The sequence below is a fragment of the Acidiphilium multivorum AIU301 genome (assembly GCF_000202835.1).
Lineage (GTDB): Bacteria > Pseudomonadota > Alphaproteobacteria > Acetobacterales > Acetobacteraceae > Acidiphilium > Acidiphilium multivorum.
On the sequence record NC_015186.1, the window covers coordinates 1,960,319 to 1,983,191 of the forward strand.

27 protein-coding genes and 1 tRNA gene are annotated in these 22,873 nt (G+C 71.4%); 20 read left to right on the top strand and 8 right to left on the bottom strand.

What is annotated here, in order from left to right:
• The first annotated feature begins 25 nt into the window (after positions 1-25).
• The 5 genes from efp to ACMV_RS08755 are packed head-to-tail and all read left to right on the top strand — an operon-like array spanning position 26 to position 4,327.
• Entirely contained in the window at positions 26-592 is a 567-nt protein-coding gene (efp, locus tag ACMV_RS08735; protein ID WP_007423006.1) for an elongation factor P, read from the top strand.
• Between the two features lie 54 nt (positions 593-646).
• Complete coding sequence (locus ACMV_RS08740; protein ID WP_011942432.1) at positions 647-1,474, top strand: inositol monophosphatase family protein; 828 nt, start codon at positions 647-649, stop codon at positions 1,472-1,474.
• A 38-nt stretch (positions 1,475-1,512) separates the two neighbouring features.
• On the top strand, positions 1,513-2,148 hold the full coding sequence (locus tag ACMV_RS08745) for an OmpA family protein (protein WP_041664817.1): 636 nt from the start codon (positions 1,513-1,515) through the stop codon (positions 2,146-2,148).
• Positions 2,149-2,161: 13 nt separating this feature from the next.
• On the top strand, positions 2,162-3,295 hold the full coding sequence (locus tag ACMV_RS08750) for a hypothetical protein (protein ID WP_007422761.1): 1,134 nt from the start codon (positions 2,162-2,164) through the stop codon (positions 3,293-3,295).
• Positions 3,296-3,298: 3 nt separating this feature from the next.
• A complete protein-coding gene (locus ACMV_RS08755) occupies positions 3,299-4,327 on the top strand; it encodes a peptidoglycan -binding protein (RefSeq protein WP_007422760.1) in 1,029 nt (342 codons plus the stop codon).
• Between the two features lie 16 nt (positions 4,328-4,343).
• On the opposite strand, the gene cobT is transcribed toward ACMV_RS08755, so the two are convergent.
• The 3 genes from cobT to ACMV_RS08770 all read right to left on the bottom strand — a co-directional run bounded on the left by cobT (position 4,344) and on the right by ACMV_RS08770 (position 7,881).
• Entirely contained in the window at positions 4,344-6,212 is a 1,869-nt protein-coding gene (cobT, locus tag ACMV_RS08760) for a cobaltochelatase subunit CobT (protein WP_013640162.1), read from the bottom strand.
• The gene (cobS, locus tag ACMV_RS08765; protein ID WP_007423827.1) at positions 6,212-7,228 is read right to left on the bottom strand and encodes a cobaltochelatase subunit CobS; all 1,017 of its coding nucleotides are present in this window, start codon (positions 7,226-7,228) and stop codon (positions 6,212-6,214) included. Before cobS ends, cobT begins: the two co-directional genes overlap by 1 nt.
• 62 nt (positions 7,229-7,290) lie before the next feature.
• On the bottom strand, positions 7,291-7,881 hold the full coding sequence (locus tag ACMV_RS08770; RefSeq protein ID WP_013640163.1) for a J domain-containing protein: 591 nt from the start codon (positions 7,879-7,881) through the stop codon (positions 7,291-7,293).
• 74 nt (positions 7,882-7,955) lie between these two features.
• Here ACMV_RS08770 and ACMV_RS21160 point away from each other — a divergent pair, with 74 nt between their 5' ends.
• Together ACMV_RS21160 and ACMV_RS08780 are read left to right on the top strand one after the other, a co-directional pair.
• Positions 7,956-8,249: a BolA family protein gene (locus ACMV_RS21160; protein ID WP_007423540.1), complete on the top strand. Its 294-nt coding sequence runs from the start codon at positions 7,956-7,958 to the stop codon at positions 8,247-8,249.
• A 92-nt stretch (positions 8,250-8,341) separates the two neighbouring features.
• Positions 8,342-9,490, top strand: coding sequence for an MFS transporter (locus tag ACMV_RS08780; protein ID WP_269214176.1), 1,149 nt, complete (start codon positions 8,342-8,344; stop codon positions 9,488-9,490).
• Here ACMV_RS08780 and ACMV_RS08785 read toward each other — a convergent pair.
• Entirely contained in the window at positions 9,462-10,256 is a 795-nt protein-coding gene (locus tag ACMV_RS08785) for an enoyl-CoA hydratase-related protein (RefSeq protein ID WP_013640165.1), read from the bottom strand. The genes ACMV_RS08780 and ACMV_RS08785 overlap by 29 nt on opposite strands.
• Before the next feature lie 89 nt (positions 10,257-10,345).
• Between ACMV_RS08785 and ACMV_RS08790 the strand changes: the two genes are divergently transcribed.
• The 9 genes from ACMV_RS08790 (at position 10,346) to ACMV_RS08830 (ending at position 15,871) form a co-directional block, all read left to right on the top strand.
• On the top strand, positions 10,346-11,293 hold the full coding sequence (locus ACMV_RS08790) for an isoaspartyl peptidase/L-asparaginase family protein (RefSeq protein ID WP_013640166.1): 948 nt from the start codon (positions 10,346-10,348) through the stop codon (positions 11,291-11,293).
• Between the two features lie 76 nt (positions 11,294-11,369).
• Positions 11,370-12,413, top strand: coding sequence for an aspartate-semialdehyde dehydrogenase (locus ACMV_RS08795; protein ID WP_041664820.1), 1,044 nt, complete (start codon positions 11,370-11,372; stop codon positions 12,411-12,413).
• A 58-nt stretch (positions 12,414-12,471) separates the two neighbouring features.
• Positions 12,472-12,547: transfer RNA gene (locus ACMV_RS08800), tRNA-His, on the top strand.
• A 25-nt stretch (positions 12,548-12,572) separates the two neighbouring features.
• The gene (gene mobA / locus ACMV_RS08805; protein ID WP_041664821.1) at positions 12,573-13,163 is read left to right on the top strand and encodes a molybdenum cofactor guanylyltransferase MobA; all 591 of its coding nucleotides are present in this window, start codon (positions 12,573-12,575) and stop codon (positions 13,161-13,163) included.
• Entirely contained in the window at positions 13,157-13,795 is a 639-nt protein-coding gene (locus ACMV_RS08810) for a MarC family protein (RefSeq protein ID WP_013640169.1), read from the top strand. Before mobA ends, ACMV_RS08810 begins: the two co-directional genes overlap by 7 nt.
• A 95-nt stretch (positions 13,796-13,890) precedes the next feature.
• Positions 13,891-14,232: an integration host factor subunit beta gene (locus ACMV_RS08815; protein WP_007423782.1), complete on the top strand. Its 342-nt coding sequence runs from the start codon at positions 13,891-13,893 to the stop codon at positions 14,230-14,232.
• Entirely contained in the window at positions 14,195-14,548 is a 354-nt protein-coding gene (locus tag ACMV_RS08820) for a lipopolysaccharide assembly protein LapA domain-containing protein (RefSeq protein WP_081479234.1), read from the top strand. The genes ACMV_RS08815 and ACMV_RS08820 overlap by 38 nt, the downstream gene beginning before the upstream one ends.
• Before the next feature lies 1 nt (position 14,549).
• A complete protein-coding gene (gene pyrF / locus ACMV_RS08825; RefSeq protein ID WP_013640171.1) occupies positions 14,550-15,254 on the top strand; it encodes an orotidine-5'-phosphate decarboxylase in 705 nt (234 codons plus the stop codon).
• Positions 15,254-15,871 (top strand): phosphoribosylanthranilate isomerase, encoded by a 618-nt coding sequence (locus ACMV_RS08830; RefSeq protein ID WP_013640172.1) that lies wholly within the window; start codon positions 15,254-15,256, stop codon positions 15,869-15,871. Before pyrF ends, ACMV_RS08830 begins: the two co-directional genes overlap by 1 nt.
• A gap of 28 nt (positions 15,872-15,899) precedes the next feature.
• Here the strand turns inward: ACMV_RS08830 and mutM are convergent, their stop codons facing one another.
• The gene (mutM, locus tag ACMV_RS08835; protein ID WP_013640173.1) at positions 15,900-16,727 is read right to left on the bottom strand and encodes a bifunctional DNA-formamidopyrimidine glycosylase/DNA-(apurinic or apyrimidinic site) lyase; all 828 of its coding nucleotides are present in this window, start codon (positions 16,725-16,727) and stop codon (positions 15,900-15,902) included.
• A 28-nt stretch (positions 16,728-16,755) separates the two neighbouring features.
• Here mutM and ACMV_RS08840 point away from each other — a divergent pair, with 28 nt between their 5' ends.
• The 3 genes from ACMV_RS08840 to dut are packed head-to-tail and all read left to right on the top strand — an operon-like array spanning position 16,756 to position 19,162.
• Entirely contained in the window at positions 16,756-17,505 is a 750-nt protein-coding gene (locus ACMV_RS08840) for a class I SAM-dependent methyltransferase (RefSeq protein WP_011942444.1), read from the top strand.
• Positions 17,493-18,701, top strand: coding sequence for a bifunctional phosphopantothenoylcysteine decarboxylase/phosphopantothenate--cysteine ligase CoaBC (gene coaBC / locus ACMV_RS08845; protein ID WP_013640174.1), 1,209 nt, complete (start codon positions 17,493-17,495; stop codon positions 18,699-18,701). Before ACMV_RS08840 ends, coaBC begins: the two co-directional genes overlap by 13 nt.
• Positions 18,698-19,162 (top strand): dUTP diphosphatase, encoded by a 465-nt coding sequence (dut, locus tag ACMV_RS08850; protein WP_007423662.1) that lies wholly within the window; start codon positions 18,698-18,700, stop codon positions 19,160-19,162. The genes coaBC and dut overlap by 4 nt, the downstream gene beginning before the upstream one ends.
• Here the strand turns inward: dut and ACMV_RS08855 are convergent.
• The 3 genes from ACMV_RS08855 to ACMV_RS08865 are packed head-to-tail and all read right to left on the bottom strand — an operon-like array spanning position 19,159 to position 22,132.
• Positions 19,159-19,956 (bottom strand): SDR family NAD(P)-dependent oxidoreductase, encoded by a 798-nt coding sequence (locus ACMV_RS08855; RefSeq protein ID WP_013640175.1) that lies wholly within the window; start codon positions 19,954-19,956, stop codon positions 19,159-19,161. The two genes, dut and ACMV_RS08855, sit on opposite strands and share 4 nt — an antisense overlap.
• Positions 19,953-21,494, bottom strand: a complete 1,542-nt coding sequence (locus tag ACMV_RS08860) for a cryptochrome/photolyase family protein (protein WP_013640176.1) — start codon at positions 21,492-21,494, stop codon at positions 19,953-19,955. Before ACMV_RS08860 ends, ACMV_RS08855 begins: the two co-directional genes overlap by 4 nt.
• Positions 21,494-22,132 (bottom strand): DUF6134 family protein, encoded by a 639-nt coding sequence (locus ACMV_RS08865; RefSeq protein ID WP_011942447.1) that lies wholly within the window; start codon positions 22,130-22,132, stop codon positions 21,494-21,496. Before ACMV_RS08865 ends, ACMV_RS08860 begins: the two co-directional genes overlap by 1 nt.
• A 167-nt stretch (positions 22,133-22,299) precedes the next feature.
• Between ACMV_RS08865 and ACMV_RS08870 the strand changes: the two genes are divergently transcribed.
• Positions 22,300-22,818 (top strand): SixA phosphatase family protein, encoded by a 519-nt coding sequence (locus ACMV_RS08870; RefSeq protein ID WP_011942448.1) that lies wholly within the window; start codon positions 22,300-22,302, stop codon positions 22,816-22,818.
• Positions 22,819-22,873 lie beyond the last annotated feature (55 nt).

A 22,873-nucleotide genomic window follows, 5' to 3' on the forward strand; every position in this document is an offset into this window, starting at 1 on the left:
CTTATCGCAGTTCGAGTGTGAATTCATGAAGCAGCAGGCGAATCTGATCCGCGCCGGCCAGGTGATCGAGCATGACGGTCGCCGCTGGACGGTGCTCAAGCAGCAGATCATCACCCCGGGCAAGGGGGGCGCGTTCATCCAGGTGGAGATGCGCGACCTCAAGACCGGGAACAAGACCAACGAGCGCTGGCGCACCGCCGACACGGTCGAGCGGCTGATGACGGACAACCGCGACTACACCTATTCCTACACCGACGGCGACAACCTGGTGCTGATGGACGGCGAGACCTTCGAGCAGTTCCTGGTGCCGGCCGAGCTGCTCGGCGATCAGGCGCCGTTCCTGCAGGACAACATGGCGGTGATCGTCGACCTGGTGGAAGGCGACCCGGTGGGCATCCACCTGCCGGCGACGGTGACGCTGGAGATCGTCGAGGCCGATCCGGTGGTGAAGGGGCAGACCGCCTCCTCCTCCTACAAGCCGGCGAAGCTGTCGAACGGGGTGAAGGTGATGGTGCCGCCCTTCATCGAGGCGGGCGAGCGCATCGTCGTCCGCACCGAGGATTCGACCTACGTCGAGCGGGCCAAGGGCTGAGGCCGGGCGCGGCGCACGGGCGCCGCGCCGGACCGTTTTCCGGAGTATCGAGCCATGACCCCCCGCCGTTCCGCGCACATGACCATCATGGTCGCCGCGGCCCAGAAGGCCGCGCGACGGCTGGTCCGCGATTTCAACGAGGTCGAGCATCTCCAGGTCTCGGTGAAGGGGCCGTCCGACTTCGTCAGCCAGGCGGACATGCGCGCCGAGCAGACGATCCGCGAGGAGCTGGAACGCGCCCGGCCCGGCTACGCCTTCCTGATGGAGGAAAGCGGGGCGCATGGCTCGGAGAACTGGGCGTGGCGGTGGATCGTCGATCCGCTCGACGGGACGACCAATTTCCTGCACGCGATCCCGAACTGGGCGATCTCGATCGCGCTGGAGAAGCGGCTGCCGGAGGGCGGCAGCGAGATCGTCGCCGGCATGGTGATGGCGCCGGCGCTCGACGAGCTGTTCTGGGCCGAAAAGGGCGCGGGCGCCTATCTCAACGACCGGCGGCTGCGGGTGTCGTCGCGGCGGGACTGGTCGAGCGCGCTGTTCGCGACGGGGATTCCCTTCGCCAGGACCGCGCCGCGCAACCGCCTCGCCTTCGCCCGCGTGCTCGGCGCGCTGATGCCGGAGACGGCGGGCGTGCGGCGGATGGGCTCGGCCTCGCTCGACCTCGCCTGGACGGCGGCGGGGCGGTATGACGGCTACTGGGAACTCGGCACCCATCTGTGGGATGTCGCCGCCGGCGCGCTGATGGTGCGCGAGGCGGGCGGCTACGCCACCGCGCCGGATGGCGGCGATGCGCTGAGCGGCGACATCGTCGCCGGCAACCCGCATATCCACCCGCGGCTGCGCGAGCTGGTCGGCTCGGCGCTGGAGACCGCGAAAACCTGATCCGGGCCGCCATTGAGCGGCATGGGAGACATGCGCTAGTGTCGCACGCGATGCGACATTGCGGCTTCCTCGCGGCGTGCATGGCGGCCGCGTTCATCCTCATTCATCCGGCGCCGGCGCAGGTTGTCGTCAACCCGCAGGCGCTGCGGCAGCTCGGCGGGCCCGCGCCGGCGGCGAAGCCCGCGGCGCCGGCGCCCGAACGGCGGGCGGTGCCGAAGCCGGCGATCGTCCGGCGGCCGGCGCCGCATCGCGCCGTGTCGCGCCTGCCGCTGCCGCCGCCCCCCGCGCCGGTGATCGCCGCGGCGCGGCCCGCCCTGCCCCATCCGGCGCCGAAGCCGGCACCGAAGCCGCAGCCGGCGGCGCCGAAGCCGCCCGCGCCCGTCGCCATCGTGATGCCCGGCACCAGCGCGGCGCCGGGACCGCGGGGCGAGGCGGCGGTGAAGCGGTTTCTCGCCGCGCCCCGGCCGCGCGGGCTGCGCTTCCTGGTGCGCGCGACCGCGCCGGGGGTGGCCGACGATCCCTCCATCGCGCGGCGGCTGGCGCTGCGGCGGGGGATGGCGGTGCGCCATATGCTGCTGAAGGCCGGGATTCCGGCAGAGCGGATCATCGTGCAGGCGCTCGGCAATCCGCCGGGCGCGCCGGACGACCGCGTGACGCTGAGCACCCTTCCCTGAGGCAGGAGCCCCGATGACCCGACCGAACAGCTACCTGATCCGCATGCTGGTGTTCCTGGTCCTGGTCTACGGGCTGGCCGCCTTCCTCGCGCCGACGCTGGAGAAGTTCTTCCTCGCCAACCCGGTGGTGAACTCGGTGATCGCGGTGGTGGAGGTGTTCGGCATCTTCTGGAACCTGCGGCAGGTGATGCGGCTGAGCCCGGAAGTGGACTGGGTGGAGCGGTTCCAGCGCTCGCGCGCCTCGATCGAGCATGGGCCGAAACCGCGGCTGCTGCTGCCGATGGCGCGGATGTTCGGCGGGCGGCACGAGGACGGGCGGCGGGTGACGCTGTCGGTCGCGAGCATGCGGACCATGCTGGATGGCATCGCCAGCCGGCTCGACGAAAGCCGCGAGACCTCGCGCTACGTGACCGGGGTGATGATCTTCCTCGGCCTGCTCGGGACGTTCTGGGGGCTGCTGAAGACGGTGCACGCGGTGGCCGCGGTGATCGCGGCGATGAACCTCGCGGGCGGGGACGTGAACGGGATGTTCGCCCAGCTCAAGGCCGGGCTCGCCGGGCCGCTGGCGGGGATGGGCACGGCGTTCTCCTCCTCGATGTTCGGGCTTTCGGGCGCGCTGATCCTCGGCTTCCTCGACCTGACGGCAGGACAGGCGATGACGCGCTTCTTCAACGAGCTGGAGGAGTGGCTCGCCGGGCTGACGCGGGTTTCCTCGGGGGCGGTGGCCGCGGATGGCGAGGGCGGGCTGCCGGCCTATGCGCAGGCGCTGCTGGAGCAGAACACCGAGAATGTCGAGGCGCTGCAACGACTGCTGGCGCGCAGCGAGGAGAGCCGGCACGACGCCACGCGGACGATCGCGGAGATGAGCGAGCGGATGAACGTGCTGGCGGAATCGATCCAGAACTCGCAGCGGGTGATGCTGCGGGTGGGCGAAGGGCTGGCCGCCCTCACCCGCCTCGCCGAACGCAGCGACGAGCGCAACGGCAGCGAGATCGCGCGGGCGCATCTGCGCAACATCGAACTGCTGATCGCGCGGATGATCGCCGAGGCGGAACAGGGGCGGGTGCAGGGGCTCGCCGATCTGCGCCACGACCTCAACGTGCTGACCCGGACCGTCGCCGCGCGGTTCGACGAGGCGAAGGGCTGAGCCATGGCACGCACGATCCGCGGCCGCAACAACGGGCTGGAGATCTGGCCGGGCTATGTCGACGCGCTGTCGACCCTGCTGATGGTGACGATCTTCGTGCTGCTCGTCTTCGTGCTGGCGGAGGCGTTCCTGTCGGTGGCGCTGTCGGGGCGGAACAAGACGATCACCGCGCTGCGCAGCGAGATCGCCCAGCTCTCGCACGTGCTGGCGCTGCAAAAGTCGAAGACGGCCTCGCTGCAGGACGAACTCGCCAGCATGGCCTCGCTGATGAAGGCGGCGAAGACGCGCGAGGCCGCGCTGATGGCGGCGAACGCGGCGCTCACGGCGAAGACCGCGACGCTCGGCGCCGCCGTGACGGCGGCGGGCGGGAAACTCGCCGGCCAGGTGAAGCTGAACGCGCAGGAGCTGCAGACGGTCAGCCTGCTCAACCAGCAGATCGCGGCGCTGCGGCTGCAGCTCGCGACGATCGCCGCAGCGCTCGATGCGGCGCAGAAGAAGGACCAGGAAGAGCACGTGCAGATCGCCGATCTCGGCCAGCGGCTGAACGAGGCGCTGGCGCGCAAGGTGCAGTCGCTGGAGCAGTATCGCAGCGAGTTCTTCGGCGTGCTGCGCAAGGCGCTGGCGGACCAGAAGGACATCAAGGTGGTGGGCGACCGCTTCGTGTTCGAGAGCGCGGTGCTGTTCCCCTCCGACTCGGCACGGCTCTCGGCCAAGGGCAAGGCGGAGATCGCGAAGGTGGCGCAGGCGATCGAGGCGATCGCGCCGAAGATTCCGGACAAGATCAACTGGGTGCTGAGCGTCACCGGCTATGCCGACAAGGAGGCGATCACCGGCGGGCCGTACAAGGACAATTTCGACCTCTCGGCGGCGCGCGCGCTTTCGGTGCTGCACCTGCTGATCGCGGACGGGGTGCCGAAGAACCGGGTGGTGGCGGCCGGGTTCGGCGCGGATCACCCGATCGCCACGGGCAATACGCCGCAGGACCTCGCGCAGAACCGGCGGATCGAGTTCCGGCTCACCTCGGCGGATTGAGGCGCGGGCGCCGCCCTCAGGCGACCAGGGGGGCGCGGAGGGCGGCGGCGCGGGCCCAGCTTTCGGCGGCGTCCTGGTCGAAGAGTTCGGCGAGTTTCTTCATCATCGTGCCGCCGAGTTCCTCGGCATCGACCAGGGTGACGGCGCGGCGGTAGTAGCGCGTGACGTCGTGGCCGATGCCGATGGCGACCAGCTCGACGAAGTCGCGGCTTTCGATGTCGCGGATCACGTCGCGCAGATGGCGTTCGAGATAGCTGCCCTGGTTGACCGAGAGGGTGGAATCGTCGACCGGCGCGCCATCGGAGATGACCATCAGGATGCGGCGGTGCTCGGGCCGGGCGCAGAGGCGGCGATAGGCCCAGGCCAGGGCCTCGCCGTCGATGTTTTCCTTGAGCAGCCCCTCGCGCAGCATCAGGCCGAGATTGCGGCGGGCGCGGCGCCAGGGTTCGTCCGCCCCCTTGTAGACGATGTGGCGGAGGTCGTTCAGCCGGCCGGGATTGCGCGGCTTGCCGTCCGCCACCCATTTCTCGCGGCTCTGCCCGCCCTTCCAGGCGCGGGTGGTGAAGCCGAGGATTTCCACCTTCACCGCGCAGCGCTCCAGCGTGCGGGCCAGGATGTCGCTGCACATGGCGGCGACCGAGATCGGCCGGCCGCGCATCGAGCCGGAATTGTCGATCAGCAGGGTCACCACCGTGTCGCGGAATTCCATCTCGCGCTCGCGCTTGAAGGAGAGCGGCAGCAGCGGGTCGGCGACGACGCGGGCGAGGCGGCCGACATCGAGCAGGCCTTCCTCCAGGTCGAAATCCCAGGCGCGCTGCTGCTGGGCGAGCAGGCGGCGCTGCAGGCGGTTGGCGAGCTTGGAGACCACGCCGTGCAGATGCTGGAGCTGCTGGTCGAGCTGCTGGCGCAGGCGGGCGAGTTCCTCGGGATCGCAGAGCTGCTCGGCGCCGATTTCCTCGTCGAAGGCGCGGGTATAGGCGTGGTAGGCGGCACCGGTTTCATCTTCCACCGGCTTGCGGCGCTGCTGCGGGCCGGCGGGCGCCTCGTCCGGCGCGGCGGCGGAATCGTCGTCGGTCTCCTCGTCGGCCTCGGCGTCGGAGGCTTCGGATTCGAGGGAGTCGGGGGCCTCGGAAAGCAGGTCCTGGTCGTCCTCGCGGGTCTGGGTCTCGCCCTCGCTGGAATTGTCCTGCGAGAGGGACTGTTCGCCCTGCTCGCCCTGTTCCTCGCTGTCCTCGCCTTCCTCGGACTCGGCTTCGGCCTCGGCGAGGTCCATCACCGCGAGCAGGCGGCGGGCGGCGCGGGCGAAGGCGTCCTGGTCGGCGCGCTCGGCGGCGAGATCGTCCAGCGCCCGGTCGGCATCGCCGGTCAGGGTCTCGCGCCAGAGATCGAGGATGTGGCGGGCGGCGGCGGGGATCGAGGCCGGGTCCATGCGCTCGCGGGCGAGCAGGCCGAGCGCCTGGGCGGTGGAGAGCTGCTCGGCGCGGCTCATCCGGTCGAGCCCCTCGGCCTCGGCGTCCTCGTTCAGCTTGCGCTGGAGATTGGCGGCGACACCCTGCATGTGGGCGGCGCCGACGATCTCGACGCGGGCCTGTTCCAGCGCGTCGTAGGCATCGCGGGCGTCGCGGGCGACGGGGGCGCGGGCGGCGTGGATGGCGTCGTCGTGATGGCGCAGGCGCAGCGCCATCGCATCGGCGATGCCGCGCAGCCTGGCGACCTCGGCCGGCGGCAGGGCGCGCGTCGGCGCCGGCAGGCGGGCGCGCTTGCCGGCGAGGCCCGCCGCCCCCGGCTGGTAGGCGACCTGCACCTCGTCCGACCCGGCGATGGCGCGGACGGCGCCGGCGGTGGCGCGCTTGAATTCCTCGCTGCGGGAGGGTTCGGCCGGCATCAGGCGCCGCGGCGGGGATGCACGCCGGTTTCAACCTCCGCGTTGAAGCAGCGCTGGTAGTATTCGGCCACGGTGGCGCGCTCGGCCTCGTCGCACTTGTTGAGGAAGGTGAGGCGGAAGGCGAAGCCGACATCGTTGAAGATGCGGGCGTTCTCGGCCCAGGTGATGACGGTGCGCGGGGACATCACGGTGGAGATGTCGCCGTTGATGAAGCCGGCGCGGGTGAGATCGGCCAGGGCGACCATGCTCTCGATCCGCTTCTTCTCCGCCGCGTCCGCCTCGGTGATGCCGAGCTTGGCCATGACGATGGAGACTTCCTGGCCGTGCGGCAGGTAGTTCAGCGTGGCGACGATGTTCCAGCGGTCCATCTGGCCCTGGTTGATCTGCTGGGTGCCGTGATAGAGGCCGGTGGTGTCGCCGAGGCCGACCGTGTTGGCGGTGGCGAAGAGGCGGAAGGCCGGGTGCGGGCGGATGACGCGGTTCTGGTCGAGCAGGGTGAGCTTGCCCTCGACCTCCAGCACGCGCTGGATGACGAACATCACGTCCGGCCGGCCGGCGTCGTATTCGTCGAACACCAGCGCGCAGGGGTGCTGCAGCGCCCAGGGCAGCAGGCCCTCGCGGAATTCGGTGACCTGCTTGCCGTCCTTCAGCACGATCGCGTCCTTGCCGACGAGGTCGATGCGGGAGATGTGGCTGTCGAGATTGACGCGGATGCAGGGCCAGTTGAGGCGGGCGGCGACCTGCTCGATATGCGTCGACTTGCCGGTGCCGTGATAGCCCTGGATCATCACCCGGCGGTTGAGGGCGAAGCCGGCGAGGATGGCGATGGTCGTCTCCGGGTCGAAGCGGTAGGTCGCGTCGATCTCGGGGACGTGCTCGGTGCGCTCGGAGAAGGCGGGGATCTCGAAGCCGCACTCGATGCCGAAGACCTCGCGCGCCGAGACGGTGCGGTCCGGCAGGTTGATCGCCGAGGTCGGCGTGCCGCGGGTTTCGGCGATTGCAGCGAGATTGTTCATCGATCCATCATCCTCAGGTCTCTTGTCGTCAGAGTACTCGGCATGGCGCGGCGCGCAAGGGATCAGGCGCCGGCGGCGGCGCGGGGCTGACCCTCGGCGGCCGGCAGGCGGGCGCGCAGCGTCGCGTAGGCGAGGTTGATCGTCTTCAGCCGTTCCTCGGCGCTGCGGTCGCCGCCATTGGCGTCCGGGTGGTGGCGCTTGGCCAGCTCCTTGTAGCGGGCGCGCACCGCCTCGCGGGTGACCGGCCAGGCGAGGCCGAGCACGTCCAGCGCCTCGCGCAGCTCGGGCGGGGCGCGCTCGGGCTCGGGACGGCGGGCGCGGCCGAGGCCGGAAAAGGCGGCGAGCTCGGCCTCCACCGCCTCGCCGACGGCGCCGGCGCGGCCGAGCGGCCAGGTGGGGCGCTGCCAAGCGGTGTCGGCGCGCAGATGCGCCTCGATCTCGCCGGGGCTCATGCCCTTGTAGTAGTCCCAGCCGGCATTGTAGGCGCGGACATGCTCGAGGCAGAACCAGTGCCAGTCGCGCAGGTGCTCGCGCGAGCGGGGGGCGCGGTATTCGCCTTGCTTGTCGCAGTCGGGCATGTCGCAGGCGCGGCCCGGGGCATCCGGGTCGGGCGCGAAGGCGCGCACGCGGCGGGTGGTCCGGGTCATGGGCATAGTCTCGTCATGTTCCCTAATTTGCCCTTTGCCGGCGTCTTGGCAACCGGGGGGCGGCGGCGCACAATCCACCCATGACATCACGATCCGACAGAATCCGCGCGATCCTCGCAGAACGCTTCGCGCCCGGCCTGCTCGAGCTGAAGGACGACAGCGCGAAACACGCCAGCCATATCGGCCGGATGACCGGGCCGGGACACGCGCCGGAGGCGGGCGAGACGCATTACCGGCTGAAGATGGTGGCCGAGGCGTTCCGGGGGATGAACCGGGTGGCGCGGCAGCGGGCGGTGAACGAGGCGCTGAAGGCCGAGTTCGAGACCGGGCTGCACGCGCTCAGCCTCGACCTCAAGACGCCGGACGAAGCCTGAGCGCGAACGCCCGCACGCCTTCGGGCGCGACATCCGGCGCGCCTTCGGGCGCGACCCCAGGCGCGCTGCTGCTGGACCGGCGCTTCGCGCCGCTGTTCTGGTGCCAGGCCTTCGCCGCCTTCAACGACAATTTCCTCAAGACCGCGCTGGTGGTGCTGATCCTCTACCGCGCGAAGGACGGCCCGGCGCTGGTGGCGCTGGCGGGCGGGGTGTTCATCCTGCCGTTCCTGCTGTGTTCGGGGATTGCCGGCGAGCTGGCGGACCGGTTCGACAAGGCGCGGGTCGCGACCGTGGTCAAGGGGGTCGAGATCGGGGCGGCGGGGCTCGCGGTGGCGGGGTTTCTCGCCGGCTCGGTGCCGGTGCTGTTCGCGGCCCTGCTCGCCTTCGGGGTGCTGGCGGCGCTGTTCGGGCCGGTGAAATACGGGCTGCTGCCGGACCTGCTGGAGACGGCGCGGCTGCCGCTCGCCAACGCGATGGTGGATTTCGCGACCTTCCTCGCGATCCTGGCGGGGACCGCGCTGGGCGGGCTGCTCGGCGCGCGGGAGCCCTGGCTGCTCGGCGCCGTGGTGATGGGGTTCGCCCTGCTCGCCTTCGGCGCCGCGGCGCTGATCCCCCGGCCGGGGGCGGCGCGGCCGGGGCTGAAACTCTCGGCGAGCCCGGTGGCGGCCTCGGCGGATCTGCTGCGCACGCTGCGCGGCGCGGCGCCGCTGTGGCGGGCGGCGCTGGTCAACGCCTGGTTCTGGTTCGCCGGGATCACCTGCATGACGCTGCTGCCGGTGCTGACGCGGACGACGCTGGGGCGCGGGCCGGGCGCGGTGACGCTGGGGCTGACGGTGTTCTCGCTCGGCATCGGCGCGGGGAGTTTTCTCGCGGCATCACGGCTGCGCGGGCGGATCGCGCTGGCGCCGGCATGGGGCGGGACGGTCGCCGTCGGCATCGCGGCGCTGGCGCTGGGGGCGCTGGCGGCGGCAGACCGGTTCGGGGTGACGCTGGCGCTGCTGTTCGTCGTCGCCCTCGGCGGCGGGGTGATCGCGGTGCCGAGCTTCGCCGCGGTGCAGGCCTGGGCGCCGGCGGAGGCGCGGGCGCGGGCGGTGGCGGGGACGAACATTCTCTCCGCCGCCGGGATGGTCGCGGCGAGCCTGATCCTGACCGCGCTGCTGCACGCGGGGGCCGGGCCCCGCGCGCTGTTCGCGGGGCTCGGGGCGATCGCGCTCAGTCTCGCGCTGGCGGCGCGCCGGTAAAGTTCGCCGGGCGCTTCTCGCGGAAGGCGATCACACCCTCGGCGAAGTCCGGCGTGCGGCCCATGCGGCGTTGCAGGTCGCGCTCGAGATCGAGCTGGGCGTCGAGCCCGTTGGCGCCGGCGGCGTTGAAGGCCGCCTTCATCGCGGCGAGCGCCTGGGTCGGGCGGGAGGCGAGATCGGCCGCGACCGCGAGGGCGGCGGCGAGGAAGCCCTCGTCGGGCAGGCAGCGCCAGATCAGGCCCCAGTCGGCGGCCTGGCGGGCGGTGATGGTCTCGCCCAGCATGGCGAGGCCGCGGGCGCGGGCATCGCCCACCGCGCGGGGGAGGAAATGGGTGCCGCCGGCATCCGGGATCAGGCCGATGCGGATGAAGGCCTGGGTGAAATTCGCCGACTCGCAGGCGAGCACGATATCCGCCGCGAGGGCGAGATTGGCGCCCGCGCCGGCGGCGACGCCGTTGACCGCGGCGACGATCGGCTTCGGCAGGGCGCGCATGCGGCGGACCAGCGGATTGTAGTGCCGGTCGATCGAGGCGCCGAGATCGCGCGGGCCGCCGCCGAGGGACTGGTTGAGATCGGCGCCGGCGCAGAACCCCCTGCCCTCGCCGGTCAGCAGCACGGCGCGGACCGAATCGTCCGCCTCGATGGCGGCGAAGGCGGCGGCGAGCGCCTCGTGCACCGCCTCGTTCAGCGCGTTCAGACGGTCGGGCCGGTTGAGCTTCAGCACCCGCACCGCTCCGACGCTTTCCACGATCAGCTCTGCCGCCATTCCTGTTCCTCCCTGCGTTCCGGGCGACTAGTGTGCGCCGGTGCGCCGAGTATGGCGAGAACTGACGCTTACGGCAATAAGGAGACGAAATGAGCATCTCGATCGCGATCCATGGCGGGGCGGGCACGATGCGGGCGGCGGACATGACGCCGGAGATGGCGGAGGCGCGGCACGAGGGGCTGCGGCGGGCGCTGCGCGCGGGCTGGGACGTGCTGAGCGAGGGCGGCTCGGCGCTGGACGCGGTGGCGGCGGCGGTGGTGGTGCTGGAGGACGATCCGCTGTTCAATGCCGGGCGCGGGGCGGTGCTGACCGATGCCGGCACGCTGGAGATGGACGCCGCGATCATGAACGGGGCGGATCGCGCGGCGGGGGCGGTGGCCGGGATCTGCGGGCCGGTGAACCCGGTGCTGGCGGCGCGGGCGGTGATGGAGACGACGCCGCATGTGCTGATGATCGGCGACGGCGCGCTGGCGGTGGCGCGGGCGGCGGGGCTGGAATTCGAGACCGAGGCCTATTTCGAGACGCCTAACCGGCGGGCGGCGCTGGAGATGGAGCTGGCGCGCCGGGCCTCGGGCGCGCCGGACACGCGCTCGGACGCCGACCGGCACGGCACGGTGGGGGCGGTGGCGCGGGACGCGCACGGGCATCTCGCCGCGGCGACCTCGACCGGCGGGATCACCGCCAAGCGCGCCGGACGGGTGGGCGACACGCCGGTGTTCGGCGCCGGCACCTTCGCCGATGACGAGACCTGCGCGGTGAGCTGCACCGGGACGGGCGAGGTGTTCATCCGCTACACCGCCGCCGCCGACATCGCGGCGCGGCTGCGCTACAAGGGCGAGAGCCTGGCGAAGGCGGCGGCGGACGTGATCGCCGAGCTCGCGCCGCGCGGCGGCGATGGCGGGCTGATCGCGCTCGGCGCCGCCGGCGACCCGGTGATGCCGTTCAATTCGTCGGGCATGTATCGCGGCATGATCGGCGGCGACCGGATGCTGCGCACGGCGATCCACCGCGAGGAATTTCGCGCCGTTCCGTTGTGAGGTGCGGGCATTTCCCTTGCACCTTGCCGGGCGGGACGCTAGCTCGTGCAGCTGAATTGGATGAGGATGAAGGCAGATGGCGTATAGAGTTGCAGTTGTCGGGGCCACCGGGGCGGTCGGGCGCGAGATGCTCAAGACGCTCGCGGAGCGGAACTTTCCCGCCTCCGAGGTGATCGCCCTCGCCTCCCCGCGCTCGGCGGGGCAGCAGGTGAGCTTTGGCGACGAGGCGATCCTCACCGTGAAGAACCTGGAGACCTTCGATTTCCGCGGGGTGGATTTCGGCCTGTTCTCGCCGGGCGCCTCGATCTCGGCGGTGCACGCGCCGCGCGCGGCCGAGGCGGGGTGCATCGTGATCGACAATACCAGCCATTTCCGCATGGAGCCGGACGTGCCGCTGGTGGTGCCGGAGGTGAACACCCACGCGCTGGAAGCCTTCATGGCGAAGCCGGACTGGCGGCGGATCATCGCTAATCCGAACTGCTCGACGATCCAGATGGTGGTGGCGCTGAAGCCGCTGCACGAGAAGTTCGGCATCCGCCGCGTGTCGGTCGCGACCTACCAGTCGGTCTCCGGCGCGGGCAAGGAGGGCATGGACGAGCTGGAGCGCGCGACCAAGGCCACCTATGTCCACGAGACGACGAAGCCGGAAGTCTTCACCAAGCCGATCGCCTTCAACGTGATCCCGCATATCGACGTGTTCATGAAGGACGGGGCGACCAAGGAAGAGTGGAAGATGACGGTCGAGACCCGCAAGATCCTCGACCCCGATATCGCGGTGTTCGCGACCTGCGTGCGGGTGCCGGTGTTCATCGGCCATGGCGAGGCCGTGCATGTCGAGTTCGCCAACCCGGCCCCGCTGGAGGCGGCAAGGGCGGCGCTGCGCGCGGCCCCGGGCGTGACGCTGTTCGACGAGCGCGAGGATGGCGGCTACGTCACCCCGCTGGAATGCCAGGGCGAGGATGCCGTCTATGTGTCGCGGCTGCGGGTCGATCCCACGGTGCCGCACGGGCTCGGCTTCTGGTGCGTTTCGGACAATCTGCGCAAGGGCGCGGCGCTGAACGCGGTGCAGATCGCCGAGACGATCGTCAAGCGCGGACTGATCGGCAGGAAGGCCGCCTGATTATCCGGGAAGGCCGATTGACGAGACCGCGTCGATCGGCCTAAACCCCCGTCCGTCGGCGGACGTAGCTCAGCTGGTAGAGCGCCAGGTTGTGGTCCTGGATGTCGTGGGTTCGAGCCCCATCGTTCGCCCCATCTTTTTGCCCCTCGCAATTCCCTCATGGCAGATCCATCGGGTTCTCATCTCCGGGCGGTGATCCTGGCCGGCGGCGCCGGGCGGCGGCTCGGCGGGGTGGACAAGGCGCTGCTGATCCTGCACGGACGGACGATGCTCGATCACGCCATCGCAACGGTTTCGGGACAGGTCGGCGCCGTGGCACTCAGCGCGGCGGGCGATCCGGCGCGTTTCGCGCGGTTCGGGATTCCGGTGCTGGAGGACGGGCGGCATCGCGGCAAGGGGCCGCTGGCCGGGGTGCTCGCCGGGATGCGCTGGGCGGCGGCTTCAGGCGGCGAGACGCTGCTGAGCCTGCCGGTGGACACGCCCTTCGCGCCGCGCGACCTTGCGGCCCGGCTTGGCGCGGCACCCGCGGTGGCGGCCTCGCACGGGCGGACGCATCATCTCGTCGCACTCTGGCCGGTGGCGGCGGCGGACGCGCTGGAGCGCTTCCTCGACGGGAAGGGACCATACCGGGTGTCGGGCTTCGCGGCGGAGATCGGGATGCGCGCGGTGGCGTTCGCGGATGAGCGCGACCCGTTCGTCAACATCAACACGCAGGCCGATCTCGACGCGGCGGAGGCGGGGCGGTGCTGAACGCGTTCATCGCCGATTTCCTCTATGCCGCGGTGGCGCTGTTCGTCATCATCGATCCGGTCGGCACCGCGATCATCTTCGCGGCGCTCACCACGCATGACGACGCGGCGAAGCGGCGGACGATCGCCAGGCGGGCCTCGGCGATCAGCTTCCTCGTGCTGCTGGTGTTCGGCCTCGCGGGGGAAAAGCTGCTGCGGCTGCTCGGGATCGGGATTCCGGCCTTGCAGATCGCCGGCGGGGCGCTGCTGTTCCTCTCGGCCAAGGACATGGTGACGGCGAAGGGCGAGTTGCGGGCGAGCAGCGAGGAGCGCAGTGCCGCGAGCGAGTCGACCGAGGATATCAGCGTGTTTCCGCTGGCGATTCCGCTGATCGCCGGGCCGGGCGGGATGACCACGATGGTGCTGCTGCACGCCAAGGCGGGCGGGCAGCCGGGGGCGGTGCTCGCCAACGCGCTGGCGCTGGCGGCGATGATCGCGGCCACCCTGGTTTCGATGCTGGGCGCGCGGCGGCTCGCGCGGCTGATGGGGGCGACCGGGGCCAGCGTGGTCGGGCGGGTGCTGGGCATCCTGGTCGCGGCGCTGGCGGCGCAGTTCATCATCGAGGGCACGCAGGCCGCGCTGCATCTCGGCTGAGGCGGAAATTTCCGCCGTTTTCAACATTCTAGGCAAGGCGCGGATTGACCGGACCGGGCGCGTCTGGCACCGTAACGCAAACGGGAGGCGGGCTCATGACAAGATCTGAACTGATCGCGGCGCTGGCGGCTGACCATCCCCACCTGACGCTGGCGGATGTGGAGCGGATCGTCACCGCGATGTTCGACGAGATGACCGCCACCCTCGCCGCGGGCGGGCGGGTGGAATTGCGCGGCTTCGGCGCGTTCTCGGTGAAGCAGCGCCAGGCGCGGGCGGGGCGCAACCCCAGGACCGGCGAGACGGTGAAGGTGGACGAGAAGACCGTGCCCTTCTTCCGCGCCGGGCGCGAATTGCGCGAGATGGTCAACGCGGGCATGAAACCGCTCGACGGCGGGGCCGATGGCGCCGGGGACGACGACGAGGACGACGAGGAGTAGACCGCTGAAGACCGTCCGGCTCATTTTCGGGGCGCTGGTGATTCTGGCGCTGGTGATTTTTCTCCTGTCGAACCGCGCGCCGGTGGCGGTTTCGTTCTTTCCGTTCGGCACGCTGGGCTCGGCGGTGCTCGGCGCGATCGTGCTGATCGCCTTCGGGCTGGGCATGCTGCTGGGCATGCTGATCCATGTGCCGCACCGGCTGCGGGCGCAGCGGCGGGCGAAGCGGGCCGAGCGGCAGCTCGCGGCGCTGCGGGCGCAGCCGCCGGCACCGCAAGCGCCGGCGGACGAGACGATCAGCCTGCCGCCGGCCGTCTGACATGGGCGCGGCACGACATGGCGCGCGGCGGCTGATCGCCGCGATCGACACGCCTTCGCTCGATGAGGCGCGGCGGCTGGCCGGCGCGGTGGGGCCGCATTGCGGGCTGGTGAAGCTGGGGCTGGAGGCGTTCTGCGCCAACGGGCCGGCGCTGCTGGACGCCGCCGCAGGGCACGACGTGTTTCTCGATCTCAAGCTGCACGACATTCCGAACACGGTGGCCGGGGCGGTGCGCGCGCTGCTGCCGTTGCGGCCGGCGATGCTGACGGTGCACGCGGCGGGCGGCAGCGCCATGATCGCGGCGGCGCGGGAAGCGGCCGAGGCGGCGGGCGCGGCGCGGCCGGTGCTGCTGGCGGTGACGGTGCTGACCAGCCTTTCGGCCGGCGCGCTGGCGGAGACCGGGGTGGCTGGCGGACCGCGCCAGCAGGTGCTGCGGCTGGCGAAGCTGGCGCTCGCCGCCGGGGCGGACGGGCTGGTGTGCAGCGCCAACGAGATTTCGGTGCTGCGCGACGCGTTCGGCGCCGACCCGGTGCTGGTGGTGCCGGGAATCCGGCCCGCGGGCGCCGATCATGGCGATCAGGCGCGGGTGGCGACGCCGGAGGCGGCGATCGCGGCGGGGGCGAGCTATATCGTGGTCGGCCGGCCGATCACCACGGCGGCGGACCCGGCGGCGGCGGCGGCTTCCATCGCGGCGTCGATCGGCTGATGGCGCGGGCGAAGATCTGCGGGCTGCGGACGCGGGAGACCTGGCTGGCGGCGACGGACGCCGGGGCGGACTGGGTCGGGTTCGTGTTCTTTCCGCGCTCGCCGCGCTTTCTCACCACCGAGGCGCTGAAGGCGATCGGCGCGGATGCGCGGGTGCCAAGGGTGGGGCTGTTCGTCGACCCCGAACCGGCGGCGATCGAGGCGGTGCTGAAGGTGCAGGACCTCGAATTTCTGCAGATCTATGCCGGCGCGGAAGCCTGCCGGGCGATGCGGGCGCGGTTCGGCGCGAAAGTGTGGCGGGCGGTGGGGGTTGCTTCCGCCGCCGATCTGCCGCGCGACGATGAGGGGCTGGACGGGTTCCTGATCGAATCGAAGCCGCCGCGGGGCGCGGACCGGCCGGGCGGCAATGCCACCGCGTTCGACTGGGCGGTGATGCAGCGCTGGCAGGCCCCCGCCCCGTGGCTGCTGGCGGGCGGGCTGACGCCGGCGAACGTGGCCGCGGCGGTGCGCGCGAGCGGGGCGGCGGCGGTGGATGTGTCCTCCGGGGTGGAGAGCGCGCCGGGGGAGAAATCGGTTCCGCTGATCCGGGACTTCGTCGCGGCGGCGCACGCGGCCTGAGGCCGGGCCGGCGGTTGCCCGGCGCGGGCTATTTCTGGGTGCGGGCGCAGAAATAGGTGGCGCGGCCGGACTGGACGGTGCGGCTGATGCCGGCGCAGGCGGCCGGGCCGGGGCAGCGTTCGCAGGGCTGGCCGGCGCGGTCGTAGACTTTCCAGGCGTGCTGGAAATAGCCGAGTTCGCCGGAGGGCTGGACGTAGTCGCGCAGCGAGGAGCCGCCGGCGGCGATGGCGTCCGTGAGCGTGGCCTTGATCGCCGGCACCAGGCGCCCTGCCCTGCCCCGCCCGATCGTGCCGGCGAGGCGGTGCGGGAGGATGCCGGCGCGGAACAGGGCCTCGCTGACATAGATGTTGCCGAGGCCGGCGACGACCGACTGGTCGAGCAGCGCCGCCTTGATCGGGGTTTTCTTGCCTTCGAGGGCGGACGCAAGAGTGGCGGGCGAAAAGGCATCGTCGAGCGGTTCGGGGCCGAGGCCGGCGATCAGGCGGTGGGAGTCCTCCGCCGCGGTCGCGACGAGGTCGAGCGCGCCGAAGCGGCGGGGATCGACGAAGCCGATGATGGCGCCGTCGTCGGTTTCGAGGGTCAGGTGCTGGTGCGGCAGCGGGGCGGAATCGATCGTCATCCGGCCGGACATGCCGAGATGGATCAGCACCGACAGCGCGCGGTCGAGCCGCATGAACATGTATTTGCCGCGGCGGCGGAAACCCTCGACGCGGGCGCCGGAGAGGAACTGCACGAAGCCCTCGGGGATCGGCCAGCGCAGGTCGGGCCGGGCGAGGACGACCCGGGCGAGGCGGCGGCCTTCGAGCTTGGCGGCGAGGCCGCGCATCACGGTTTCGACTTCGGGGAGTTCCGGCATGGTGCGTTTGCGGCTATAGCCTGAGCCCATGGCCGATACCAGCAGCGAGACCGTCGATTTCGGGTTTTCCACCGTGCCGCGCGGCGAGAAGCGGCACAAGGTGCGGGAGGTGTTCGACAGCGTCGCCGGGCGCTACGACATCATGAACGACCTGATGTCGCTCGGCGTGCACCGGCTGTGGAAGCGGGAATTCGTCGCGATGATGGACCCGCGGCCGCACCGCACGCTGCTCGACCTCGCGGGCGGGACCGGGGATATTTCGCTGCGCTGGCTCGCCGCCGGCGGCGGGCCGGTGCTGATGACCGACATCAACGAGGCGATGCTGCGCGTCGGCCGCGGACGGGCGGAGGAGCAGGCGCGGATCGAGGGGATCGGCTTCGCGGTGGCGGATGCCGAGGCGCTGCCGCTGCGGGATTCGTGCGTCGATCGGGTGTCGATCGCGTTCGGGCTGCGCAACTGCACCGACAAGGACCGGGTGCTGGCCGAGGCGCGGCGAGTGCTGAAGCCGGGCGGGCGGTTCTTCTGCCTGGAGTTCTCGCGCTTGCAGGTGGCGGCGGCGCAGCCGCTTTACGAAAAGTGGTCGTTCGTGGCGCTGCCGGCGATCGGCGCGCGGGTCGCGCAGGACCGCGAGAGCTATCAGTATCTCGCCGAGAGCATCCGCATGTTCCCCGACCAGGAGACGCTGGCGGGGATGATGCGGCGGGCGGGATTCGAGCGGGTTTCATACCGGAACCTGAGCGGCGGGATCGCGGCGATCCATTCGGGATGGCGGCTGTGAGCGCACGCCTCGCCGGGCGGCGGGTGCTGCTCGTCATTGGCGGGGGGATCGCGGCCTACAAGGCGCTGGAGCTGATCCGGCTGATCCGCAAGGAGGGCGGCGCGGTGCGCGCGGTGATCACCGCCGGGGGAGAGAAATTCGTCACCCCGCTTTCGGTGCAGGCGCTGTGCGAGGACCGGGTGCATACCGACCTGTTCTCGCTGACCGGCGAGAGCGAGATGGGGCATATCCAGCTCTCGCGCAGCGCGGATCTCGTGGTGGTGGCGCCGGCCTCGGCGGATCTGCTGGCGAAGATGGCGGCGGGGATGGCGGATGACCTGGCGACCACGCTGCTGCTCGCGACCGACAAGGAGGTGCTGGTCGCACCGGCGATGAACGTGCGGATGTGGACGCATCCGGCGACGGTGGCGAATCTGGAGACGCTGCTTCGGCGCGGGGTTTCGGTGGTCGGGCCCGAGGAGGGGCCGATGGCCTGCGGCGAGTTCGGGCCGGGACGGCTGGCGGAGCCGGCGGCGATTCTGGAGGCGATCGTCGCGCGGCTCGATGGCGAGCGGATTCTGGCCGGGCGGCATGTGGTGGTGACCAGCGGGCCGACGCATGAGCCGATCGACCCGGTGCGCTACATCGCCAATCGCAGTTCGGGCAGGCAGGGCCACGCGATCGCCGCGGCGCTGGCGCGGCGCGGGGCGCGGGTGACGCTGGTCTCGGGGCCGGTGGCGCTGGCCGATCCGGCCGGCGTGGCGGTGGTGCGGGTCGAGACGGCGCTGGAGATGCGCGCGGCGGTGCTCGCCGCCCTGCCCGCCGATGCCGCGGTGTTCTGCGCCGCGGTCGCGGACTGGCGGGTCGAGGCGCAGGGGCGGAAGATCAAGAAGACCGGCGCGCCGCCGGCGCTGGCGCTGGTGGAAAACCCCGACATTCTCGCGGAAGTGTCGCGGCTTGAGGGGCGGCGGCCGCGCCTTGTCGTCGGGTTCGCGGCGGAGACGGGCGACCTTGTCGCGCAGGCGACGGCGAAGCGGGCGCGCAAGGGGTGCGACTGGATCGTGGCCAACGATGTCGGCGCGGGAACCGGCATCATGGGTGGCGCCGAGAACGAGGTGGTGCTGATCACCGAAGCGGGCGCCGAGCCCTGGCCGCGCGCCGGGAAGGACGCGGTGGCCGACCGGCTGGCGGAGAGGATTTCAGGGATTTTCCAATGACGATTGCAGTTGCCGTGAAGCGGCTGGCGCATGGCGCCGGCCTGCCCCTGCCCGACTATGCCACCGCCGGATCGGCGGGGCTCGACCTGCTGGCGGCGGTCGATGCGCCGGTGGTGATCGCGCCGGGGGCGCGGGCGCTGGTGCCGACCGGGCTCGCCATCGCGCTGCCGCCGGATTTCGAGTTGCAGGTCCGCCCGCGCTCGGGCCTCGCGCTCAAGCATGGGATCGTGATTCCGAACAGTCCGGGGACGATCGACAGCGATTATCGCGGCGAGATCCAGGTGATCGTGCTGAATGCCGGGACCGAGGCGTTCGAGGTGACGCGGGGGATGCGGATCGCCCAGGCGGTGCTGGCACCGGTGTCGCGGCTGGTGTGGCAGGAGACCGACGATCTCGACCGGACCGCGCGCGAGGCGGGCGGGTTCGGCAGCACCGGGCTCGATTTCCCGATGGGGAACTAGCTCTCCGGGTCCGGCTCCGCCCTGCCCGGCGTGCGCGACCCGGTGAAGCGGGCGACGAGCGGGAAGAAGGCGGCATGGGGCAGCAGGCGCAGGATGCGCAGCGGGCGGGCCAGGCCTTCGGGGAAGGCGATCAGGAAGCGCCCGGCATCGAGCCCGCGCAGGATGGCGCGGGCGGCGGCGTCGGTTTCCATCAGGAAGGGCATCGGGAAGCGGTTGTTCGCGGTGAGCGGCGATTTCACGAAGCCGGGACAGATCGCCGAGATCGCGACGCCGTGGCGGTCGAGGTCGAATTTCAGGGCTTCGGCGGTGGCGATCAGCGCCGCCTTGGTCGCCGAATAGGAGACCGAGCCGGGCAGGCCGGCGAGGCCGGCGAGCGAGGACATCAGCGCGATCTGGCCGCGCTTGCGGGCGATCATCGCCGGCATCACCAGTTCGAGCCCGTGCGCGGTGCCGAGCAGGTTCAGCTCGACCTGGCGGCGCAGCCGATCGGCGGTGAAGGTTTCGGCGGTGTCGCGCTCATAGGTGCCGGCGTTGAGGATGGCGCGGGCGATCGGGCCGTCGCGGGTGATGGTGTTCACCGCCTCGCGCACCGAGTCGGGATCGGTCACGTCGGCCGGCGCGACGATGATGCGGCTCGGATGGGTTTCGGCGAGGGCGCGAAGCTCGGCCTCGCGCCGGGCGGTGATGGCGACGCGCCAGCCCTGCGCCACATGCGCCTCGGCCAGGGCGCGGCCGATGCCGCTGGAGGCGCCGGTGATCCAGACGATGCCGTCGGCGCTGGTGACGGGTTTCATATTCTGTCTCCGTGTTGCAGGCGGCGGCGCAGCTCGGCGGCGCGGTCGCGCAGGGCGCGGCGCTTCGGTTCCGCCATCTTGTGCCACGTTCGCACCGGCATCGCCATGCGCGGATTGGCGGCGAAGCGATCCGCGTGGCGGGCGATGAAATCCCAGTAGAGCGCGTTGAAGGGGCAGGCGCGCGGGCCGGTCGCGTCCTTCACGTCGTAATGGCAGCCGGCGCAGTAATCGCTCATGCGGGCGATATAGGCGCCGGAGGCGGCATAGGGCTTCGAGCCGACGATGCCGCCATCGGCGTGCAGCGCCATGCCGCGGGTGTTGGGCATTTCCACCCATTCATAGGCATCGGCGTAGACGGCGAGATACCAGCGGTCGACCGCATCCGGCGCGATGCCGGCGAGGAGGGCGAAATTGCCGGTGACCATCAGGCGCTGGATGTGATGGGCGTAGGCGCGGCGCAGCGTCTGCCCGATCGCCTGGGCCATGCAGCGCATGTCGGTGGCGCCGGTCCAGTAGAAATCCGGCAGCGGAAGGTCGGCGCCGAGGGCGTTCAGCGTCGCGTAGCCGGGCATGTGCCGCCAGTAGATGCCGCGGATGAATTCGCGCCAGCCGAGGATCTGGCGGATGAAGCCCTCGACGGCGTTGAGCGGGGCGCGGCCGGCCTCGTATTCGGCCTCGGCGCGGCGGCAGAGATCGAGCGGGTCGAGCAGGCCGAGATTGAGCGGGACGGAGACCAGCGAGTGGAACATGAAATCCCGGTCCGCCGCCATCGCGTCCTGCCAGTCGCCGAAGCCGGGGAGACGGCGGGCGAGGAAATCGGCGAAGCCCGACTCGGCGTCGCGCGCGGTGACCGGCCAGTCGAACGCATCGAGGCTGCCGTAATGATCGGCGAAGCGGGCGGCGACGAGGGCGAGCACCTCGCGGGTTTCGGCCATGGGCGGGAAGCGCTTCGCTTCGGGGGGCGCGAGCCCGGCGGGCAGGGATTTGCGGTTCTCGGGGTCGTAGTTCCATTTGCCGCCGACCGGGTCGTCGCCCTCCATCAGGATGCGGTGGCGGCGGCGCATCTCGCGGTAGAAGAACTCCATGCGGAGCTGCTTTTTCGATCCGGCCCAGGCGGCGAAATCGGCGCGGGAGCAGAGGAAGCGCGTGTCGTCGCGGATCTCGCAGGGGATGCCGGTCTGCTCGGCCCAGCCGCGCATGGCCTCGAGCACCCGGTATTCGCCGGGTTCGGTGGCGATGATGGCGTCCGGCTTCAGCGCGGCGCAGGCGCGGGCGACCTCGCCGGCGAGCGTGCCGGTATTGGCCGGATCGTCGAGCGCGACGTAGCGGACCGCGACGCCGCGGGCGCGCAGGGCCCTGGCGAAGTGGCGCATCGCCGCGAGGACGAGCGCGATCTTCTGCGGATGGTGGGGGACATAGGTGCACTCGCCCATCGCCTCGGCCATCAGCACCGTGTCGGCGCCGGGGTCGAGGCCCGCGAGGGCGGCGATGGCGGGCGAGAGCTGGTCGCCCAGGATGACGCGCAGGTGGCCGGGCATCAGCCGAGGATCGGGCGGTAGGTGACGTGACCCTCGTGATGGAAGTCGAGGCCGGACCAGGTGTCGGCCTGGTTGTAGAAGACCGCGAGACGGATCGGGCCGGTGAGCTGGTAGCGCGCCGCGGTGACGGTGCCGGAGGGCATGGCGGGCAGGTGGAACCAGCCCTGGCGGGTGATGGTCGGCCGGTCGGTATGGCCGGTCTGCATGTTGATCATCGGGCCGTTCAGCATCGCCTTGTTCCAGTAGGTGAGCGGCAGGGCGTCGCGCGGGGCGGTGTAGCGGGCGATGCGGTTGCCGGCGATGACGACGCCGGACGCCGTCCGCTCGACGCTGAGGCGGATCTTGCGGCCGTTGTCGTCGATCTCGCTGGTCGCGGCGCGGAAGGCCCCGTTCTGCCAGTGCTCGACGATATGGGCGCGGTAGGTGAAGAGCGGGATGCCGATCAGCCCGACCTTGAGGGCGGCGTGGTTCTCCACCCGGAGATGGTCGCCCGCGCGGATGAAGCGCAGGCTCTGCCGGCCGACATGGCTGCCGTTGCGGTAGATGTCGAATGCCAGGCGGTCGTCCCGCGGGACGGGCAACGCCAGGGCTGCCGCCGCGGCGAGGACGCCGCGACGGCCGATGGGGGCGTCGGTCATCGTTCCTCCTTCACGGTTTCCCTGCGGTTACGGGCAACGGGCGGCGAATGGATGCCGCGACGCCGGCCGCGCAACGCTCCGATGCAATAAATAGGGCACGCGCTCTGGATCGCGAGGGCGGAGCCGCGCATAAACGCCCCCGCCAACCCCTGCCGCGAAAGAGATTCATGCACCAGCTCATTCTCATGCGCCACGCCAAGGCCGAACGGGCCCGCGACGACCAGGCCGATCACGATCGCGCGCTCAGCCCGGCCGGGCGCGAGGCGGCGCGGCGGATGCGCAACCGGCTGCGGGGCCTCGCGATCGAGCCGGACGTGGTGCTGGTCTCCTCGGCGCGGCGGACGCGCGAGACGCTGGAGGGCGTGGCGTTCTGGGAGGACCGGACGCCGAACATCGAGGTGATGGAGACGCTCTACATGGCGCCGGCGGCGCGGCTGCTGGAAATCCTGCGCGAGCTGCGGGAGACGATGCTGAGCGTGATGCTGGTCGGCCATAATCCGGGGCTGCACGAGCTGGCGCTGATGCTGGCCTCGGGCGCGCAGGCGCGCGACGCGGCGCATGCGCGGCTGGAGGAGGGATTCCCGACCATGCGGGCGGCGGAATTCCTCGTTCTCACCCCCTGGCGGGACCTGCGGCCGGCCGGCGCGCGGCTGCAGCGGGTGATCGATCCGCCTCCTCCCGGCTGAACATGAGTGTCATGTTGCAGGCGCGAAGGTTGCGCGATTGTCCCGGAAGGATTTA

Bases quoted from the DNA above. Each gene is read 5' to 3' on its own strand.
- efp (WP_007423006.1), top strand. From the start codon at position 26: ATGAAGCAGCAGGCGAATCTGATCCGCGCCGGCCAGGTGATCGAGCAT.
- ACMV_RS08740 (WP_011942432.1), top strand. From the start codon at position 647: ATGACCCCCCGCCGTTCCGCGCACATGACCATCATGGTCGCCGCGGCC.
- ACMV_RS08750 (WP_007422761.1), top strand. From the start codon at position 2,162: ATGACCCGACCGAACAGCTACCTGATCCGCATGCTGGTGTTCCTGGTC.
- ACMV_RS08755 (WP_007422760.1), top strand. From the start codon at position 3,299: ATGGCACGCACGATCCGCGGCCGCAACAACGGGCTGGAGATCTGGCCG.
- cobT (WP_013640162.1), bottom strand. From the start codon at position 6,212: ATGCCGGCCGAACCCTCCCGCAGCGAGGAATTCAAGCGCGCCACCGCC.
- cobS (WP_007423827.1), bottom strand. From the start codon at position 7,228: ATGAACAATCTCGCTGCAATCGCCGAAACCCGCGGCACGCCGACCTCG.
- ACMV_RS08770 (WP_013640163.1), bottom strand. From the start codon at position 7,881: ATGCCCATGACCCGGACCACCCGCCGCGTGCGCGCCTTCGCGCCCGAC.
- ACMV_RS21160 (WP_007423540.1), top strand. From the start codon at position 7,956: ATGACATCACGATCCGACAGAATCCGCGCGATCCTCGCAGAACGCTTC.
- ACMV_RS08785 (WP_013640165.1), bottom strand. From the start codon at position 10,256: ATGGCGGCAGAGCTGATCGTGGAAAGCGTCGGAGCGGTGCGGGTGCTG.
- ACMV_RS08790 (WP_013640166.1), top strand. From the start codon at position 10,346: ATGAGCATCTCGATCGCGATCCATGGCGGGGCGGGCACGATGCGGGCG.
- ACMV_RS08795 (WP_041664820.1), top strand. From the start codon at position 11,370: ATGGCGTATAGAGTTGCAGTTGTCGGGGCCACCGGGGCGGTCGGGCGC.
- mobA (WP_041664821.1), top strand. From the start codon at position 12,573: ATGGCAGATCCATCGGGTTCTCATCTCCGGGCGGTGATCCTGGCCGGC.
- ACMV_RS08815 (WP_007423782.1), top strand. From the start codon at position 13,891: ATGACAAGATCTGAACTGATCGCGGCGCTGGCGGCTGACCATCCCCAC.
- ACMV_RS08820 (WP_081479234.1), top strand. From the start codon at position 14,195: ATGGCGCCGGGGACGACGACGAGGACGACGAGGAGTAGACCGCTGAAG.
- pyrF (WP_013640171.1), top strand. From the start codon at position 14,550: ATGGGCGCGGCACGACATGGCGCGCGGCGGCTGATCGCCGCGATCGAC.
- ACMV_RS08830 (WP_013640172.1), top strand. From the start codon at position 15,254: ATGGCGCGGGCGAAGATCTGCGGGCTGCGGACGCGGGAGACCTGGCTG.
- mutM (WP_013640173.1), bottom strand. From the start codon at position 16,727: ATGCCGGAACTCCCCGAAGTCGAAACCGTGATGCGCGGCCTCGCCGCC.
- ACMV_RS08840 (WP_011942444.1), top strand. From the start codon at position 16,756: ATGGCCGATACCAGCAGCGAGACCGTCGATTTCGGGTTTTCCACCGTG.
- coaBC (WP_013640174.1), top strand. From the start codon at position 17,493: ATGGCGGCTGTGAGCGCACGCCTCGCCGGGCGGCGGGTGCTGCTCGTC.
- dut (WP_007423662.1), top strand. From the start codon at position 18,698: ATGACGATTGCAGTTGCCGTGAAGCGGCTGGCGCATGGCGCCGGCCTG.
- ACMV_RS08855 (WP_013640175.1), bottom strand. From the start codon at position 19,956: ATGAAACCCGTCACCAGCGCCGACGGCATCGTCTGGATCACCGGCGCC.
- ACMV_RS08860 (WP_013640176.1), bottom strand. From the start codon at position 21,494: ATGCCCGGCCACCTGCGCGTCATCCTGGGCGACCAGCTCTCGCCCGCC.
- ACMV_RS08865 (WP_011942447.1), bottom strand. From the start codon at position 22,132: ATGACCGACGCCCCCATCGGCCGTCGCGGCGTCCTCGCCGCGGCGGCA.
- ACMV_RS08870 (WP_011942448.1), top strand. From the start codon at position 22,300: ATGCACCAGCTCATTCTCATGCGCCACGCCAAGGCCGAACGGGCCCGC.